The organism is Rhodococcus sp. PAE-6 (genome assembly GCF_025290685.1).
GTDB classification, from domain to species: Bacteria; Actinomycetota; Actinomycetes; order Mycobacteriales; family Mycobacteriaceae; genus Rhodococcus; species Rhodococcus pyridinivorans.
Window position 1 is genome coordinate 62016 of record NZ_JAOCLZ010000006.1, and the last position, 18468, is coordinate 80483.

The 18468-nt window shown below is 70.8% G+C and carries 16 protein-coding genes; 11 read left to right on the top strand and 5 right to left on the bottom strand.

Going from position 1 to position 18468, the window contains the following annotated elements; translation table 11 throughout:
• Positions 1-129 precede the first annotated feature (129 nt).
• Entirely contained in the window at positions 130-1074 is a 945-nt protein-coding gene (gene metF, locus NVV99_RS13965) for a methylenetetrahydrofolate reductase [NAD(P)H] (protein WP_170318569.1), read from the top strand.
• Positions 1075-1098: 24 nt separating this feature from the next.
• Here metF and NVV99_RS13970 read toward each other — a convergent pair whose 3' ends face one another.
• The 5 genes from NVV99_RS13970 to NVV99_RS13990 are packed head-to-tail and all read right to left on the bottom strand — an operon-like array spanning position 1099 to position 6119.
• A complete protein-coding gene (locus NVV99_RS13970; RefSeq protein WP_024101279.1) occupies positions 1099-2316 on the bottom strand; it encodes a glycosyltransferase family 2 protein in 1218 nt (405 codons plus the stop codon).
• On the bottom strand, positions 2286-3008 hold the full coding sequence (locus NVV99_RS13975) for a DUF3153 domain-containing protein (protein ID WP_006554154.1): 723 nt from the start codon (positions 3006-3008) through the stop codon (positions 2286-2288). The genes NVV99_RS13970 and NVV99_RS13975 overlap by 31 nt, the downstream gene beginning before the upstream one ends.
• Positions 3005-3883: a carotenoid biosynthesis protein gene (locus tag NVV99_RS13980; protein WP_024101278.1), complete on the bottom strand. Its 879-nt coding sequence runs from the start codon at positions 3881-3883 to the stop codon at positions 3005-3007. The genes NVV99_RS13975 and NVV99_RS13980 overlap by 4 nt, the downstream gene beginning before the upstream one ends.
• Entirely contained in the window at positions 3880-5475 is a 1596-nt protein-coding gene (locus NVV99_RS13985; RefSeq protein WP_024101277.1) for an NAD(P)/FAD-dependent oxidoreductase, read from the bottom strand. The genes NVV99_RS13980 and NVV99_RS13985 overlap by 4 nt, the downstream gene beginning before the upstream one ends.
• Positions 5472-6119: a GNAT family N-acetyltransferase gene (locus NVV99_RS13990; protein WP_024101276.1), complete on the bottom strand. Its 648-nt coding sequence runs from the start codon at positions 6117-6119 to the stop codon at positions 5472-5474. The genes NVV99_RS13985 and NVV99_RS13990 overlap by 4 nt, the downstream gene beginning before the upstream one ends.
• Positions 6120-6442: 323 nt before the next feature.
• On the opposite strand from NVV99_RS13990, the gene NVV99_RS13995 reads away from it, so the two are divergent.
• The 10 genes from NVV99_RS13995 to murD all read left to right on the top strand — a co-directional run bounded on the left by NVV99_RS13995 (position 6443) and on the right by murD (position 18427).
• The gene (locus tag NVV99_RS13995) at positions 6443-6928 is read left to right on the top strand and encodes an SAV_6107 family HEPN domain-containing protein (RefSeq protein WP_024101275.1); all 486 of its coding nucleotides are present in this window, start codon (positions 6443-6445) and stop codon (positions 6926-6928) included.
• A gap of 173 nt (positions 6929-7101) precedes the next feature.
• The gene (locus NVV99_RS14000) at positions 7102-7521 is read left to right on the top strand and encodes a DUF3040 domain-containing protein (protein WP_024101274.1); all 420 of its coding nucleotides are present in this window, start codon (positions 7102-7104) and stop codon (positions 7519-7521) included.
• A gap of 448 nt (positions 7522-7969) precedes the next feature.
• Complete coding sequence (gene mraZ, locus NVV99_RS14005) at positions 7970-8401, top strand: division/cell wall cluster transcriptional repressor MraZ (protein WP_006554148.1); 432 nt, start codon at positions 7970-7972, stop codon at positions 8399-8401.
• 290 nt (positions 8402-8691) lie between these two features.
• A complete protein-coding gene (rsmH, locus tag NVV99_RS14010) occupies positions 8692-9732 on the top strand; it encodes a 16S rRNA (cytosine(1402)-N(4))-methyltransferase RsmH (RefSeq protein ID WP_024101273.1) in 1041 nt (346 codons plus the stop codon).
• A gap of 3 nt (positions 9733-9735) precedes the next feature.
• Positions 9736-10584 (top strand): hypothetical protein, encoded by an 849-nt coding sequence (locus NVV99_RS14015; protein ID WP_019289758.1) that lies wholly within the window; start codon positions 9736-9738, stop codon positions 10582-10584.
• Between the two features lie 71 nt (positions 10585-10655).
• A complete protein-coding gene (locus NVV99_RS14020; RefSeq protein WP_006554145.1) occupies positions 10656-12488 on the top strand; it encodes a penicillin-binding protein 2 in 1833 nt (610 codons plus the stop codon).
• Between the two features lie 206 nt (positions 12489-12694).
• Positions 12695-14320 carry a UDP-N-acetylmuramoyl-L-alanyl-D-glutamate--2,6-diaminopimelate ligase gene (locus tag NVV99_RS14025; RefSeq protein WP_024101272.1) on the top strand — a complete coding sequence of 542 codons (1626 nt, stop codon included), beginning with the start codon at positions 12695-12697 and terminating at the stop codon, positions 14318-14320.
• The gene (murF, locus tag NVV99_RS14030) at positions 14317-15858 is read left to right on the top strand and encodes a UDP-N-acetylmuramoyl-tripeptide--D-alanyl-D-alanine ligase (protein ID WP_024101271.1); all 1542 of its coding nucleotides are present in this window, start codon (positions 14317-14319) and stop codon (positions 15856-15858) included. Before NVV99_RS14025 ends, murF begins: the two co-directional genes overlap by 4 nt.
• Positions 15855-16934 (top strand): phospho-N-acetylmuramoyl-pentapeptide-transferase, encoded by a 1080-nt coding sequence (gene mraY / locus NVV99_RS14035; RefSeq protein WP_006554142.1) that lies wholly within the window; start codon positions 15855-15857, stop codon positions 16932-16934. Before murF ends, mraY begins: the two co-directional genes overlap by 4 nt.
• Positions 16935-16936: 2 nt before the next feature.
• Positions 16937-18427, top strand: a complete 1491-nt coding sequence (murD, locus tag NVV99_RS14040) for a UDP-N-acetylmuramoyl-L-alanine--D-glutamate ligase (protein ID WP_024101270.1) — start codon at positions 16937-16939, stop codon at positions 18425-18427.
• Positions 18428-18468: the final 41 nt, after the last annotated feature.

An 18468-nucleotide genomic window follows, 5' to 3' on the forward strand; every position in this document is an offset into this window, starting at 1 on the left:
GGTGAGCCGGAGGTGCCGCGACCAGCCTATCCGCACAGTCGGGTCGTCGCCGGTAGCGACCGCCCCGGGGGCGCCACCTATGCTGGACCGGTGACAAGCGACTTCGTCAGGGCAACCGAGGACGGCGGGATTTCTCGGACCCCGTCGATCGTGGACCGTCTCGGGTCCGCGCGTTCGGGCCGCATTCCGTTCTCCGTCGAGTTCTCCCCGCCTCGCGACGCCGAGGCCGAGGGACGACTGTGGCGCGCCGTGCGGACGTTCGAACGTCTCGGCCCGGCCTTCGTATCGATGACCTACGGCGCCGGGGGCTCCACCCGCGACCGTACGGTCCGGGTCACCGGACGCCTCGCCGAGGAGACCACCCTCCTGCCGGTCGCGCACCTCACGGCCGTCGGGCACAGCATCGACGAACTGCGCGCGATGGTCGGCGCCTACGCCGACCGCGGCATCACCAACATCCTCGCGCTGCGCGGTGACCCGCCGGGCAACCCGCTCGGCGAGTGGGAAAAGCACCCCGAAGGTCTCGAATACGCCGACGAGCTCGTGCGTCTGGTGCGCGAGCTCGGCGACTTCCACGTGGGCGTCGCGTCGTTCCCCGAAGGACACCACCGGTCCCCGGACCTCGATCACGACACCCGCTATCTCGTGCAGAAGCTCCGTGCGGGTGCCGAGTACTCGATCACCCAGATGTTCTTCGACGTCGAGCACTACCTGAGGCTGCGCGACCGGGTCGTGGCCTGCGACGCCGAGCAGGGGCTCAAGCCGATCATCCCCGAGATCATGCCCATCACGTCGCTGCGCTCGGCGCGGCGCAGCCTCGAACTGTCGGGTTCGCATCTGCCGCCCGTTCTCGAGGAGCGGCTGCGGCGCGCGGCAGGCGACGGTCCGGAGGAGAACCGCGCCGCGGTGCGCGAGGTGGGTATCGAGGTGGCGACGGAGATGTGCGAGCGGCTGATCTCCGAGGGTGCGCCGTGCCTGCACTTCATCACGCTCAACTTCGCCCGCGCGACCGGCGAGGTGCTCGACCGCCTCGGCTACGAACTCGAAGCTCCCGCCGCGGTGCAGCCGGCCTGACATCCGGCCCGCGCCGGTTCGGGGTCAGGGCAGGACGCGGGCCTTCCACGCCGCGCGTCCGCTGCGCCGTGCCCGGATCGACGACGCCGTGAGCGCACCGACCGCCAGGACCGATGCCGGGTGCGCCGCGGCGTCCAGCAGATCGTCGACGGGACGGCCCGGAGCGTCCGGGTGTCGGCGTCCTCCCCGCTCGGTGACGCGCGCGAGAAGGCGTGACGTCACGCCCGCGGTGGCACCGGCCACGCCCCAGCGTCGCGTCCGTCCCCCGCCGAGAAGCGCCGCGGCCGGGGGCACGAAGTAGGCGAGGAGATACAGCGCGACCACCGCGGCCGCCCCGACCGGGGATCCGAACGCCGACCACAACCAGCGGGTGTAACCGCCGATCAGCGGGCGGGCTCCGTCGTACATCCGGCACGACGCCAGTCCGCCCGCGGCCGCGACCGTCGTAGGCAGTCCGGCGCGACGCAGTGTCCGGGCCAGATCCAGATCCTCCGTGGGACTCGCCGCGACCGCGGCGTGCCCGCCGATCGCCGCGTAGGCGCGCGCGTCGAAGACGAGGAACTGTCCGCACGCGACCGCCATCGACGGCCGGTGGGTGCGGTGCGAGACCGCGACGGGGAGCAACGAGAACCACGACCAGAACAGCAGGGGCTGCACGAGCCGTTCGAGCGCCGATCCGGTGAGCTGGTACGGGAACGGTGAGACGAGCGCGGCGTCCTGGTGGCGCAGCAGAGCGACGGCGGCGGCGAGCGCGTCGGGTGCGAGCCGGACGTCCGCGTCGACGAACACGACGATGCCGCTGTCGGTAGTCGATCCGGCGTGGGCGACGGCTGCGGCGCACGCGGCCGCCTTCCCGGTCCATCCTTCGGGCGGTGGCTGTGTCGATCGGACGACGGTGATGCGCTCGTCGCCCTCGGCCGCGGCCGTGGCCAGGTCGGCGGTGCCGTCGGACGAGTCGTCGTCGAGGATCACCACGCGCAGGGCGTGCAGTCCTGTCTGTGCCCGCAGGTCGGACACGATCGCGGCGATGCGGGGCGCCTCGTCGCGGGCGGGGACGACGACGGTGACCTGCTCGTCGACCACCGGTCCCGGCACGAGACGAGGGAGCGAGACCCGGTTCGCGACGGCAACGGCCGCGCCGTAGGAGGCGACGAGAGCGCCACCGGCGACGAGTCGCGTGAGACCGGGGGACGGGTCGCGCGGAAGGCGGGTCAGGACCGCGTCCCGTTCGCCGACGACCACTGCGGCGCGGGATTGCGGGTGAACCAGGCCGCGCCGGCGATGATCAGCGTGACACCGAAGGCGCCGCCGGCCATGATTCCGGCCCAGCCCGCGAAACCGCGCGTGTTGGGATCGGCGTAGCGCACCTCCGCGCGGAGGGTGCTCACCTCGCCGGCCGGAATCTTCCAGGTCACGACCGAATCCGACTCGCGGGTGCCGTTGGTGGTCGCCACCCGGGCGGGGAACGCGATGGTGAACTGCACGTCGGTGCCCTGGGTGGGAGCGGACTCGAGATCCACACGTCCGTTCAGTGCCACCAGATCGCCCGAGCGCTGCAGGTTGAGCTGGAACATGCCGGCGCTCTGATCGGACATCGTGGCGAGCTGCTGGACGTCGCCGAAGGTGAGGTCGTTGAAGAAGACCTGGCTCCCGACGTAGCCGTCCTGCGAGTACTCCTGCACCCGCACCTTCCCGGCCAGGGCCGAGGGAGCGGTGAGTTCGGGGCCGGGATCGTTCTCGTCGGCGGGGATGGTCGCGGCGACGATCTGCCCCGACACACGGTCGTCGGAGGAGATCCCCATCGTCGCCTGCACGCGCAGGCAGCCGGTGAGGAGCGGGAGGCCGAGGAGCACGAGCCCCACGACCGCGACGACACGACGGCGGACGGACAGGATGGACGACTGCACGGAGAACATGGTGCCAGGCACGGTCATCCTCGTCGGTTCTTCGGGTCGCTCGCGGCGAGTCGTGCCTCGTCCCGCCCGGGAGCGGACACGCTTGCGCGCCACGACCGGACGAGTGAGACCAGCAGGGGAAGACCCAGTACCCCCATGACGACCAGCCCGTAGACCGCGGAGTAGCCGAGTTCGGGAGCGTCGAGGAAGGCGCTGTGGGCGAGGGCCGAACCGAGCCACGTCCACAGGAACAGCGCAATCGGCACGGCGTCGTGCCGGGGCGCGTCGGCACGGTCCGAGCGGGAGTCGACGAGCACGAGTACGGTCGCCATGATCGCGGCGACGAGGAGCCAGCCCGCGTAGTTGGTGAGCGGGATGTGCTCGATCCCGGGCAGGCCGCCGGCGTTGCACCACGACCAGTGCCCGTCCGCCACCATCTGGGGGTCGAGATAGAGATCCCAGCCCAGCATGCCGATGGTGACCGCCGCGACCCTGCCGGGACCGTTGCGGACGAGGCGGGAGGCCACGCACCAGACGGGGTACAGGCCCGCCGACCACGCCAGCGGCACCACCAGCGGGACGTCGAGTGCGGCCGGCCCGAGCCTGTCGGTGACGTAGCTGTAGCAGCCGTAGGGATAGCCGGTCATCGTGCCGACCACCTCGGACAGATACCCGATGCCCGCCGAGCTGACGAACAGGACGACGGCGAAGGTGATGCCGCGGTTCAACGCGGCGTGGACGAGGCAGGCGGCGGTGAGCAGCGTGACGACCGCGACGGTCGCGGCGTCCCGGGCGCCGCCCTCGGTGAGGGGATAGGCGATCTGGGCGAGGACCGCGGCGACGGCCGGGACGATCGGAAGGACCGTCCGCCACCGGGCCGGTCGGGTCGGTGCGGGGACGCGGGTGTCGGTCACCGCGACACCCAGCCCTTCACGCGGTCCACGAGACTGCCCTTGGCGTCGGCGAGGGCGACCCGGGCGGCGTTGCGGCCGCTCGCACCGGAGACTCCACCACCGGGATGGGTCGAGGCGCCGGTGAGATAGAGGCCGGGCGCGTCGGGCACCCGGTAGCCGGACAGCTCCGGCAGCGGACGCCACAGGAACATCTGGTCGAGCGACATCTCCACGTGCATGACGTTCCCGCCGAGCAGGCCGAGTTCGCTCTCGATGTCCGCGGGGGTCTGCACGTGGCAGTGCTCCACGCTCGCGGTGAAGCCGGGAGAGCGCGTCTCCATCTCGGCGAGGATGCGGTCGGTCTCGGCGCCGGCGATGTCCGTCCAGCGACGTCCGCCGCGCAGCGCGTACGGATGCCACTGGGACCACAGCGTGATCTGGTGCTTGCCGTCGGGTGCGATCGTCGGGTCGAGGGCGGAGAAGCTCATCGCGAGGACGGTGGGTCGCGGGGGCAGGTCTCCCGCCATCGCGGCACCGTGCGCGGCGCGCAGGTGGGCGCGGTCGTCGACGAGCAGTTGCAGACCGGAGGTCGTCGATTCGGGCTCGTCGCAGCCGCGGTAGCGGGGCAGCGAGTCGGTGCCGAGGCGCAGGACCATGCCGATGCCCGGACCGACCCGCATGCTGCGACGCCAGCCCTCGAGCCGGTCGCGGTCGTATCCGCCGCGGTCGAGCAGATCCAGCGTGGTCAGCACGTGGCATCCGGCGACGACCCTGCGGGCTTGCACCGAGCGTCCCGATTCGGTGCGCACGGTCCACAGATCGCCGGCCCGGCGGATCTCGGTGGCGGCGTCGCCGCAGGTCACCGTGCCGCCATCGGACCGCAGCCGCGACAGCAGGGCCTGGGTGAGCGCACCGCTTCCGCCGATCGCGCGACCCGGGGGAAGGGTGTGCATGAGGGCGGCGAAGCCCACCATCGCCGCGGTGCCGGGTTCGGACATGGGCGGGCCGGACTGCGCGCCGAACCAGGCGAGGGCCGCCTTGAGGGGTTCGTCGTCGAAGTACTCGTCGAGCAGGCTGTCGCCGGTGGTGAGGAACCGGCGGGACAGGGCGCTGCCCCCCTCACCCGCGTCGAGTCCCCAGAACGAGGACAGCAGGTGCCGGCCGGTCGGGGGACGGGTGAACGACGTCATCACCGCCGCGCTGCGCGGGCCCCAGTCCTGCACGAAGCGGCGGTACGCGTCGGCCTCGCGGCGTCCGCAGGCGGCCTCGACGGAGGCGCAGGTCCGGTCGAGATCGCGGTGGAAGACGATGCCGGGACGGTCGGAGTCCGCCGGGGGCGGCGCGTACGCCCACGGGTCGCAGTCGATGTAGCGCAGGCCGTGGGCGGCGAGATCGAGTTCCTCGACGATCCCGGAGTGGCGCACCATGATGTGCGCCGAGGAGCCGCGGTCGACGGCATATCCGGGGAAACGTTCGACGGTGGAGACGGCGCCGCCCGGCACGGTGTCGCGTTCGAGAACCTCCACCGACCATCCGTCGCGGGCGAGATAACACGCGGAGACCAGGGCGTTGTGGCCCGAGCCGACGACGACGACGTCGAGTGTGGCGTTCATGGGGTACCGCTTCCGTCCGGATCGCCGATCGTGTGATGGTGGTGCGGAACGAGGTCCGGCTCGAGGGGCAGGCTCCTGCCGAGGACCGCGAACGGGCGGGCGTCGCCGGTGAAGACGAACCGGCGGACGACGTCCTGGAATCCGAACCGACGGTACAGCCGCCACGCCCGGTTGTCCTCGCCCGGCACCTCGGGTGTCGACAGCAGTACGGCCGCTTCCGTGCGTTCCCGCAGCAGCGCCGACAGGAGCAGTTCACCGATGCGGCGTCCCTGCATGTCGGGTCGGACGTGCAGTTCGGTGAGCTCGAAGTAGTCGGAGAGAACGCGATCGATCTCCTCGGGGGACCGTCCGGAATGGCGCATGCCGGCGCGCACCTGCTGGTGCCACCACTGGCGGGTGTCGCCCCGGTAGCCGTACGCGATCCCGACGACGGTGTCCGGATCCTCGGGGAGGCTCGCGGCGAACGCCTGCCAACCCGCGCGGGCCGAATGCTCGGACCACATCGGCGCGCGGTGGTACTCCGTGCCTCGGGGATATCGCATCGCCGCGACGTAGACGGTCAGCAGCGAGGGCAGGTGCGCACGGAAGTCCGCGGGGGAGAGTTCGGTGAGGATCGGGGCGTCCTGGCAGGGATCGGTGGTCATGCGTGACTCGTTCGGGTGGCTCGCGGTGCGTCGGAGGTGCTCGGGTCTCGCTGATCGTTCGGGATGACGTGGCCGCTTTCTCTTGACGGGTTGTCGGTGGGTCCAGCTATATTGAATACGTCGAACGCATGTTCGACATCGGTGATCCGGGGATGTTCGAGGGAAGCGAACATCCCCGGATCACCCTGGGGTCTCCCGCTCGGCGTCCGTGTCGGGCCTCACTCGAGGACAGTGATCTCCGTTCCTCGGCGTTTCGGCGGGAATGCCACCGGATACCGCTCGTTGTAACGAGTGGTGAGACCACGCCGAGGAGGTGCGTGAACATGACCAACGGTCAGGTCGCGAGTCGAGGCCCGCGCCGAACGTCTCCCACGCTCGGGCCGTCCGCATGCATCGACCATGCCACCTCGGCGCGCGCGGCGACGCTGCTGCGCAAGGCCGACGATCTGCTTTCCGGTGCCGCCGGTGCCGGCGATCCGGGCGAGCGGTTCCGCCTCGCCTACCTGGCGGCGCTGCGCGGTGCCGGTGCGGTGGTCGCGGCCGCGGAGCTGCGCTCCGGGATCCGGCCCCGCCGACCCGCGACGCGCAACGCATGGGCACTCATGGCGCGCGCCGACGAGTCCTTCGCCGTCTGGGCCGACTACTTCGCCGATCGCTCCGCCACCCGCACCGCGGTCGAGGCGGGGGTCGCGCAGGCGGTGGGAGCCGACGAATCCGGTGCCTTCTACGACGAGGTGGGCCACTTCCTGCACGATGTGGAGGGCTATCTCGACGCCGAAGCAGAGCCGGAGGTCGGTGTCGGTGGGTGACTTTCGCCCCTTCACGAGGGCCTTCGCCGACGACGGGATCGAACTCACGTGTGGAGTTTGTGGTCCACAGCGACATCTGCTCGTATTATTGACTCAGGCGGCCGTACGGACGGCCCCCCACCGGATTCGCCCCACGGATCCGGTGGCCACCGTTTAGTGCCGGGGGAGGTACCGTGCCACTCTCCGAGCACGAGCAGCGCATGCTCGATCAGATCGAGAGCGCGCTCTATGCTGAGGATCCCAAGTTCGCCTCGACCGTGCGTGGCAGCCGGTTGGGGATGGCGTCGAACCGGCGGCGGCTACAGGCCGGCGCATTGTTCGTGTTGGGCCTGACGCTGCTGATCGCCGGCGTTGCCCTGCCGCTCAAGCCGGGCGGCTTCCCGATCATCAGTCTGCTCGGGTTCCTCGTGATGTTCGCCGCCGGAGTCTTGTTGCTCCTCGGCGGTCGTCGGCCGTCGACTCCCGGGGCGACGGGCGGTAGTTCCGGTTCCGGAAAGTCCGGTCGAAGTTCCCGCGGCGGCAAGAAGTCCTCGGGTGGTGGCTTCACCAACCGCATGGAAGAGCGGTTCCGGAGGCGTTTCGAGCAGGACTGACCTCCTCGACCATCAGGTGTACCGACGACGGCGCGACCCACGGGTCGTGCCGTCGTCGTTCGTCTGCAGACCTTTCACCGACCCGGCGTCGCCCGCCTCTCCGCCCCTCTGTCCCTCCACCACCGCGCCCCACTCGCGCAATCTCCGTCTCCCCACCGCCTCCCACCTCGGCTCCGGCCGCAGTGTTTTCCCTGGTCGCCGATTGCTCGGCCCTCGCTCCGCCGGTGGGGCGGATCGTCGGGGCGCCGACAGCGGTGGATCCGTCGTCGTCACGCGAGCGCGTGTCCCCATTTTCCGCCACCTGCTCTGAGCTGGGAATGTGACGACAACACGCGCGGCCGGGCGGCAGTAATCCGTTTCCGGTGGGGCAAAGTGGGGTAATGTGGGGCGCGGCGGGACAAGGTGTCCTGTCGCGCGAAGCATCCGTCCGGCAGCGGGGAGGCGCCGAGTGTTCCTCGGTACCTACACCCCGAAGTTGGACGACAAGGGCCGGCTGACACTGCCGGCGAAGTACCGAGACGAGCTGGCGGGAGGATTGATGATCACGAAGGGGCAGGATCACAGCCTCACCGTGTTCCCTCGCGACGAGTTCGCCGCTCTGGCCGAACGCGCTGCGAGTGCCTCACGGAGCAACCCTCAGGCACGTGCGTTCCTGCGGAGTCTCGCGTCGGGAACGGAGGAGCAGCGACCCGACTCACAAGGCCGGATCACGCTGTCGTCAGCTCACCGCAAGTACGCCGGTCTCACCAAGGACTGCGTGGTGATCGGTTCGGTCAGGTACCTCGAGATCTGGGACGCGACGGCATGGGAGACCTACCTCGCCGAGCACGAAGAAGACTTCTCGGAAGCGAGAGACGAAGCACTACGCGACATCTTGTAACCACGGCTCGGGCTGCGCGGCGAGTGCCGCGAGGCCTCTGCCCGATGTGCCGGCCCTGACGCACTTCCCCAGCGCCAGGTACGGACCGGAGGGCCCTGACGCACTTCCCCGGCGTCAGGTCTCTTCGGACTCGGACAGAGACCTCGAGGCATTCGCCGTCTTCCGTATCCACCCCCGTGGCGGCGAGCACGGTATCGAGACGAGCGACAGGCAGGCACGAGGCATACCACCGTCCACCCGACGAGTACCCGACAGACCGTAAGCGGCCCGAGCAGGATTCCGGAGGACACATGGTGGACGGCGAGCACGAATCCGTCGATGGTACGGATGAGGCCACCGGTGCCGATGTGACATCTGCGGCGGAATTCGGCCACGTGCCCGTCATGCTCCAGCGCGCCGTCGACCTTCTCGGTCCGGCCATCGAGAGCGTCGGTCCCGACGGCGAGGGCGCGGTCTACGTCGACGCGACACTCGGTCTCGGGGGGCACTCCGAACACTTCCTGACGATCTACCCGAGGCTGCGGCTCGTCGGCCTCGACCGTGATACCGACGCACTGGCGATCGCCCGCGAGCGACTCGCACGGTTCTCCGACCGCACAGACTTCGTCCACACCCGCTACGACGGGATCGCCGACGCGCTCGAGAGCGTCGGCCTCGACCGGTACGGCTCGGTCCACGCCGCCCTGTTCGATCTCGGCGTGTCCTCGATGCAGCTCGACGAGGCGGAGCGCGGTTTCGCCTATTCCAAGGACGCCCCGCTCGACATGCGGATGGATGCCACCACCGGCATCACCGCGGCCGATGTCCTCAACACCTACAGTCACGGCGACCTCGCTCGCATCCTGAGCACCTACGGCGAGGAGCGCTTCGCCGGCAGGATCGCCTCCGAGATCGTGCGGACCCGGGCCAAGACTCCCTTCCGGACGAGCGGCGAACTCGTCGAACTGCTGTACCGCACGATCCCGGCGGCGACCCGCCGTACCGGTGGTCACCCGGCCAAGCGCACCTTCCAGGCGTTGCGGGTCGAGGTCAACGCGGAGCTCGACTCGTTGCGCACCGCGATCCCCGACGCTCTCGACGCTCTCGCGGTGGGCGGCCGGATCGTCTTCATGTCCTACCAGTCGCTCGAGGACAAGGTCGTCAAGCAGGAACTGACACCGCGTGCGAAGTCCCGCAGTCCCGAAGGGCTTCCGGTCGAACTGCCCGGGATGGGACCGGAACTGCGCATCCTCACCCGCGGTGCGGAGCGGGCAACGGACGACGAGATCGAGGCCAACCCACGTTCGGCGCCCGTCCGCCTGCGTGCTGCAGAACGAATCGCCAGGAGGTAACCGATGACCGTACAGGTGGCACCCCCGCAGCGCCGGAACCCGGGGCGATCGACCGCAGCGCAGCGTGCCTATCAGCGACGGTCGCAGCGCGCAGCGCAGCTCGGGGTCGAACAGGTGCAGACCCGCGGGCGCACGACGGGTGCCGGACGTGTCCGCACCCGGATCCCGTTCGTCGCCACCATCATCGGGCTCCTGGGCGTGGGCATGGCCGTGACGCTGTTGCTGACCACCCGGGCGACCGAAGACTCCTACGAGCTCAGCGCGGCGCGGTCCCTCAACGAGGAGCTCGCCCAGAAGCGGGCGGTGCTCCAGCGCGACGTCGCCACGGCCGAGTCGGCTCCCGCGCTCGCGGTCGCCGCGGCGGAACTGGGGATGATCCCCACCGGGCAGGTCGCGCGGATCGTCGTCGCTCCGGACGGTTCGGTGCAGGTGGTGGGCGATCCGGTTCCGGCCCAGGGTGCCCCGCCGGTCCCGCTGGATCCGCCCGCCCGAGAGGACGCCCGCGTCCAGACCCCGCTGGCCGGCAGCGCCGGGGCGGAGACCCCGCGGCCGCTCGGTGACGTGAGCGAGGAACCCCGGCCGCGCACCGACACCGAGGGCACGCGTCGGGCCGCGCCATCGGCCGACGGCCGCCCGGTGGGCGAGGAACCGGCACCGGCTCCCGTGCCGGTACCCGCGGCGGAAGCTCCCGCGGCCGCCACGCCGGATGTCGAGGGTGCCGCACCTGTACCGCCCGCGGCAGGACAATCGGTACCCGTGAGCGAACTGCCGCAATCCGAAGCGCCCCGTGAGGCGGCGCCCGAAGCGCCAGTCCAGGCCGTGCCGACGGAACCCGAGGGCGGGCCTCGGTGAACAACCGCTCCACCCCTCGGCGTGCACCGCAGCGACGTTCCACCCCGGCGACGCGCGGCGGCCGCGCTCGAATGCCCGCGCCGCGCGATCGCAAGCAGCGCGACCGGACGAGTTTCGCGTTCCGCAACAAGTGGGGCCGGATCGGCATGTTCGGCATTCTGGGCGTAGCCGTCGCCCAGTTGTTGTCCGTGCAGCTCGTCCAGGCCCCCACACTGTCCGCCGAAGCCGCCAGCCAGCGCACCACCCGACTCGTCGAACCCGCGACCCGCGGCACCATCGCCGATCGCAACGGGGAACCGCTCGCGTACACCATGGAAGCGAAGGCGCTGACCTTCCAACCCGTGCGGGTGCGCAAGGAACTCGAGGAGGAACGTGCGAAGGACCCGTCCCGGCCCGAGGTCTCCGAATATCTCGAGGGCGTCGCGTCGGCGGTCCACGAGGCGCTCGGCGCTGCGGCGCCGGAGAAGGACGTGCTCGAGATGCTCGAGAGCGACGAGACCTTCGTCTACCTCGCCCGCGGCGTCGATCCGGGGGTCGCGGCGGAGATCGTCGACGAGTACGACAAGGTCGGCACCGAGCGTCAGGACATCCGTCTGTATCCGGGCGGATCGCTCGCCGCCAATCTCGTCGGCGCGACCGGCTGGGACGGACACGGCCTGATCGGGCTCGAAGCGTCGATGGACGCCGTGCTGGCGGGTACCGACGGTTCGTCCACCTACGACCGTGGATCCGACGGCGCCGTCATCCCGGGCAGCTGGCGCGACCGTCAGCCCGCCGTCGACGGTTCCTCCGTCGAGCTCACGATCGACAACGACCTGCAGTACCACGTGCAGCAGGAGGTCCAGCGCGCGAAGGACCTGTCCGGGGCGAAGAACGCCTCCGCTGTGGTGCTCGACGCGCACACCGGCGAAGTGCTCGCCATGTCGAACGACAGCACCTTCGACCCGTCGATCGGTGTCGCGAACAACCCGCCCGACGCCGAACAGGGCAACCTCGCGGTCAGTTCGCCGTTCGAACCCGGGTCCGTGAACAAGATCATCACCGCGGCCGCGGCGATCGAGGACGGTCTGACCCGCCCCGACGAGGTCCTGCAGGTCCCCGGCACGATCACCATGGCCGGCGCGACCGTCAAGGACGCCTGGGATCACGGGGTCGTGCCGTACACCACGACGGGTGTGTTCGGGAAGTCGTCGAACGTCGGCACGCTCATGCTCGCCGAGCGGATCGGTGAGGACCGCTTCGCCGAGATGCTGCGACTGTTCGGTCTCGGCCAGCGCACCGATGTCGGCCTGCCCGGCGAATCCGCGGGTCTGCTGCCCAGCCGTGAGCAGTGGTCGGGTGGCACCTTCGCGAACCTGCCCATCGGCCAGGGTCTGTCGATGACCCTGCTGCAGATGACCGCGATCTACCAGACCATCGCGAACGACGGGGAACGTGTCCCGCCGCGGGTCGTGCGCGCGACCATCGCGCCGGACGGCACGCGCACCGAGACGCCCCGTCCCGATCCGGTGCGGGTGGTGAGCCCGCAGACCGCCGCGACGGTGCGCGACATGTTCCGTTCCGTCGTCCAGTCCGATACCGGCAACCAGCAGGGCACCGGTGCGGGCGCCGCCATCGAGGGCTATCAGATCTCGGGCAAGACGGGTACCGCCCAGCAGATCGACCAGAACTGCAAGTGTTACTCGAACTCCGACTACTGGATCACCTTCGCCGGCATCGCTCCGTCCGACGATCCGCGCTATGTCGTGGGCATCATGCTCGACGCCCCGACCCGCAGCTCCGACGGCAGCGGGGGCCAATCGGCCGCGCCGTTGTTCCGCAACATCGCGTCGTGGTTGCTGCAGCGCGACGGCGTGCCGCTGTCGGCCGAACCGGAGAGCAAGTTGATCCTCCAGGTCGACTGACGAGGTGACCGTGGCGCCTCGGTAGGCTGACAGGTCGGTAACGTGACACGACGGTCGTCGCCGAGAGCGGATCGGGAACGAACCCGGAAACATCCGTCGGAGTGCCTGCAGACGAGCTGCAGCGAAGCGAGAGGAAACTGGTGCCTGTGCCATCGAGTCCGGATCCGGCTCCTCCGGAGGAGGGGCGGAGACCCGAGCACCCACCGATGACGCAGATCTCGGTTCTCGCCGACGCCATCGGGGCGCGCGTCGAGATCGTCAATGCAGCCGCCGGAGAGGATGCGGCCCGCGCGGCCGCGATCACCGGCATCGACCTGCGCGCCCAGGGCATCCGCCCCGGCGACGTCTTCGCCGCGCTGCCCGGCGCGCGCGCCCACGGCGCCTCCTACGCGGGCACCGCGCTCGAACGCGGAGCGGTCGCCGTGCTGACCGACGAGGCCGGTCGCGACCTCGTCGCCGAGGCCACCTCCGATTCGGTCGCGGTCCTCGTCCATCCCGAACCGCGTGTCGCGCTGGGGGCGGCGTCGGCCACCGTCTACGGACACCCCTCCCGGAGCATGCAGGTCATCGGCATCACGGGCACGTCCGGTAAGACCACGACGTCCTATCTCGTCGAGGCAGGCCTCGTCGCGGCCGGACGCGTCGTCGGTCTCGTCGGGACCGTGGAGACCCGGATCGAAGGCATTCGCGTGCCGAGCACCCTCACGACACCCGAGGCGCCGCAGCTGCACGCCCTGTTCGCCGTCATGCGCGAACGCGGTGTCGACACGGTCGTGATGGAGGTTTCCAGCCATGCCCTCGCACTCGGTCGCGTGGACGCCACCGAGTTCGCCGTCGGCGGGTTCACCAACCTGTCCCAGGACCATCTCGACTTCCACAAGGACCTCGACGACTACTTCGGCGCGAAGGCCCGGCTGTTCGCCGAGGACTCGCCGGTCCGGGCCCGCCGCGCGGTGGTGTGCACCGACGACGTGTGGGGACGTCGCATGGCCGAGGTCGCGCGCGCGGGCCGCGACGACGCGACCGCAGTCCGCACGGTCACCACGGGTGACGCCGGTGACGCTGCCGGCGCTGCGGCCGATTGGACGGTCACCGACGAGGTCCCCGAAGAGACGGGAGTGCAGCAGTTCACCCTGACCGGTCCGGACGGGATCGCCCGCCGCGCCACCGTCGGCCTGCCGGGCCGCTACAACGTCACCAACGCCGCTCTCGCCGTAGCGCTTTGCGCCGAGGTGGGCGCCGACATCGACGCCGCGATCCGCGGTATCGCCGATGTCGCGGTGCCCGGCCGGGTCGAACGGGTCGAGCGCGGTCAGGATTTCCTCGCCGTCGTCGACTACGCCCACAAGCCCGCGGCGCTCGAAGCGGTCATCGGAACCCTGCGCGCCGCGACCGAGGGACGCATCGCCGTCGTCGTCGGTGCGGGCGGCGACCGCGACCGGACGAAGCGGCCGATCATGGGCGAGGTCGCGGCGCGGGCCGCCGATCTGGTGGTCGTGACCGACGACAACCCACGAACCGAGAGCCCCGCCGCCATCCGCGCGGCCGTCCTCGACGGTGCACACTCCGTCCCGGCGGCCGAACGCGGCGAGATCCTCGAGATCGGCGATCGCGCCGCGGCGATCGACGCCGCGGTCGCGTGGGCCCGCCCGGGCGACGTCGTCCTCGTCGCCGGCAAGGGCCACGAGACGGGGCAGGAGATCGACGGAGTGAAGCACCCCTTCGACGACCGCGAGGTCCTCGGCGCAGCTCTCGACAAGTACCGGACCGCAGGACCCGACGGTGACCATCCGCCTGCTGCGGGCGGTTCGCATCACGGAGGCAAGGCATGATCCCGATGACACTGGCTCGGATCGCGGAGGTCGTCGGGGGCACCCTGCACGACGTCGACGATCCGTCCGCCGAGGTGACCGGTTCCGTCGAGTTCGACTCGCGACGGATCGGTCCCGGCGGCCTGTTCCTGGCGCTGCCCGGTGCGCGCTCGGACGGGCACGATCACGCCGCGGCCGCCGTCGCCGCCGGTGCGGTCGCGGTCCTGGCCGCACGGCCGGTGGGTGTGCCCGCCATCGTGGTGCCGCCCATCCCGCCGACCGAGACCAACACCCTCGCGCTCGAACACGACAGCGACGGATCCGGCGCGGCCGTGCTCGTCGGCCTCGCGAAGCTCGCCCGCACCGTGGTGGACACGCTCACCGGCGCCGGCCTCACCGTTGTCGGTGTCACCGGTTCGGCGGGCAAGACGTCCACGAAGGACATGATCGCCGCCGTGCTCGCACCGCTCGGTGAGGTCGTCGCCCCGCCCGGCTCGTTCAACAACGAACTCGGCCACCCCTGGACCGCGCTGCGCGCCACCGAATCCACCCGGTTCCTCGTCCTCGAGAAGTCGGCGCGGGGCCCCGGGCACATCGCGACCCTGACCCGCATCGCCCCGCCGCGGATCGGTGTCGTGCTCAACGTCGGTACCGCACACCTCGGCGAGTTCGGCTCGCAGGAGGTCATCGCCGAGACGAAGGGCGAACTCGTCGAGGCGCTGCCCAGCGCCGCCGAGGGGGGAGTGGCGATCCTCAACGCCGACGACACCCTCGTGTCGAAGATGGCGACCCGCACCACCGGTCGTGTGGTGACCGTCGGGACCGGGTCCGGTGCCGCCTATCGCGCCGAGGACATCCACCTCGACGACCAGGCGCGTGCCTCCTTCACCGCCGTCGTCCCCGGCGCCGACGGACAGGAGCGGCGCGTGCCCGTGCGGCTCGCCGTGCACGGCGAACACCAGATCGGCAACGCCCTGTCGGCGATCGCCGTCGCCGTGGAGTGCGGTGCGACGGTCGCGCAGGCCGCCGAGGCGCTCGCGACGGCGGGTCCCGTCTCGGCGCACCGCATGGCGGTGCAGACCCGATCCGACGGGGTGACCGTCATCGACGACGCCTACAACGCCAATCCCGATTCCATGCGCGCAGCCGTGAAGGCCCTGGTCACCATGGCGCGGTCCGGTCCGGATCGCCGGCGCACCTTCGCGGTGCTGGGGGAGATGGCCGAGCTCGGGGACGACGCCGTCGTCGCCCACGACGCCATCGGACGCCTCGCCGTGCGCCTCGACGTCACCCGCATCATCGCCGTCGGTGCCACGCGGCCGGTCCGGGGTCTGTTCCAGGGCGCCGTGATGGAAGGATCGTGGGGTGAGGAAGCGAGCCACGTACCCGATGCCGACGCCGCGATCGCGTTGTTGCGCGACGAACTGCAACCGGGCGACATCGTGCTCGTGAAGGCATCGCAGTCCGTGGGACTGTGGACCGTCGCCGAGGCCGTCCTCGCGGACGACCCCGGTGCCGGAGACAACGACGCTGCTGTGGGGACGGAGGACGCCCGGTGAGACAGATCCTGTTCGCGGCGGGCATCGCGCTCGCAGTCTCGATCCTGCTCACCCCCCTCCTGATCAAGATGTTCTCCCGGCAGGGCTTCGGGCAGGAGATCCGGGTCGAGGGCCCGCAGAGCCACCAGTCCAAGCGCGGCACCCCCACCATGGGCGGCGTCGCGATCCTCGCCGGTCTGTGGGCCGGTTACTGGGGGTCGCATCTCATCGGTACGGGATACGACGCGGAAGGTCCCACGGCCTCGGGTCTGCTCGTGCTCGGCCTGACGACGGCGCTCGGCGGCGTCGGCTTCCTCGACGACTTCATCAAGATCCGCAAGCAGCGCAATCTCGGTCTGAACAAGACGGCCAAGCTGGTCGGCCAGCTGGTCGTCGCGGTGGGCTTCGGCATCCTCGCGCTGCAGTTCCGCAATGCGGACGGTCTCACCCCGGCCAGCACCGATCTGTCCTACGTGCGCGACATCGCCACGGTCTCGATGGGCTCGATCGTGTTCATCCTGTTCGTCTATCTGCTGGTCAGCGCATGGTCGAACGCGGTGAACCTCACCGACGGCCTCGACGGTCTCGCTGCGGGTTCGATGGCGCTGGTGCTCGGCGCCTACGTCATCATCACCTTCTGGCAGTACCGCAACGCGTGCGCCGTGGAGCCGACCGCCGGGTGCTACGACGTCCGTGATCCGCTCGATCTCGCGTTGCTGTGCGCCGCCGGCGCCGCCGCCTGCATCGGCTTCCTGTGGTGGAACGCCGCACCGGCCAAGATCTTCATGGGCGACACGGGCTCGCTCGCCCTCGGCGGCATGCTGGCCGGTCTGTCCATCACGACCCGCACCGAGCTGCTCATGGTGGTCATCGGCGCGCTGTTCGTCGCGGAGGCCGCCTCGGTGGTCATCCAGGTCGCGGTCTTCCGGTCCAGCCGCAGGCGGGTGTTCCGGATGGCACCCTTCCACCATCACTTCGAACTCGGCGGATGGGCCGAGACCACGGTGATCATCCGGTTCTGGTTGCTCGCCGCCATCGCCTCGGCGATCGGTCTGGCCCTCTTCTACAGCGAATACCTCGCGGCGATCGGGGACTGACCGTGAACGACGAACTCGAACGGCTCAGAGGACGGGCGGTGCTCGTCGCCGGGGCAGGGGTGTCCGGCCGCGCGACGATCGAACCCCTTACCGATCTCGGCGCCCACGTCACCGTCACCGACCGCAACGAGCGGGCACTGGCCGAGTGCGCGGCGCTCGGCGCCCGGACGGTCGACCTCGACAGTCTCGTCGACGACCCCGCTGCGCTGCGCGAGTTCGCCCTGGTGGTCACGAGTCCCGGATTCCCGCCCGACGCCCCGCTGCTCTCGCGCGCGGCCGGCGCGGCGATCCCCATCTGGGGCGACATCGAACTGTCCTGGCGCATCGACCGCGCCGAGGTCTACGGACCGGCCCGTCGGTGGCTGGCCGTCACCGGGACGAACGGCAAGACCACTACGACCATGATGCTGCACGCGATCCTCGAGGCCTCCGGCCTCGGCAGCGTCGCGTGCGGCAACATCGGTCTTCCCGTGCTCGACGCCCTGCGCCGCGACGAACCGCGGGCCGACGTACTCGCCGTCGAGTTGTCGTCCTTCCAGCTGCACTGGGCGCCCTCGGTTCGGCCCGAGGCCGGCGTCGTGCTCAACATCGCCGAGGACCATCTCGACTGGCACGGCGGCATCGAGAACTACATCGAGGCCAAACTCGGTGCGCTCACCGGCGCCGTCGGGGTCATCGGTCTCGACGACCCGATCGCCGGTGGTCTCGGCGACCGGTCCCGTGCCGTGGTCACCGTGGGCTTCACCCTGGGCTATCCACAGGAAGGCGAACTCGGGATCAGCGGCGAACTGCTCGTCGACCGGGCGTTCGCCGATTCCGCCGTGCTCGCCCGGGTGGACGACGTGACGCCGCCCGGCCCTGCCGGACTGTCCGACGCACTCGCGGCCGCAGCCCTCGCCCGGGCCATCGACGTGCCCGCCTCGGCGGTGCACGACGGCCTGCGACGGCACCGCGTCGGTCCGCACCGCGCCGCGCCGGTCGGGCAGGTCGACGGCGTCGAGTACATCGACGATTCGAAGGCGACCAATCCGCACGCGGCCCGTAGTTCGCTGCTCGCCCGCGACCGCGTGGTGTGGATCGCCGGTGGTCTGCTCAAGGGCGCCCGCGTGGACGACCTGGTCGCCGAGGTTGCGCCGCGACTGTCCGGAGCCGTGCTGCTCGGCCGCGACGCCGGCGACATCGCCGACGCGCTGGCGCGACACGCCCCGCAGGTCCCGGTCGTCGTCGTGGACACGGGCGACGATGAAGCGATGACCGATGCGACGAGCGAGACCGACACGTCTTCGGTGAGGAGGGCCGTGGCACCGGGCGCCGACGGTCCTGCCGCGATGCGCGTGGTGGTCCGGGAAGCGGCCGCACTCGCCTCGCCGGGGGAGACGGTGCTGCTCGCCCCGGCCGCGGCATCGCTCGACATGTTCGCCGATTACGCGGAGCGCGGCCGGAGTTTCGCGTCCGCGGTCGAGGAACTCCGCGGGGGCGGGACGCAACCGTGACCCCTCGGGCAGGAGCGACCCGAGCAGGGGCGAACACCGAC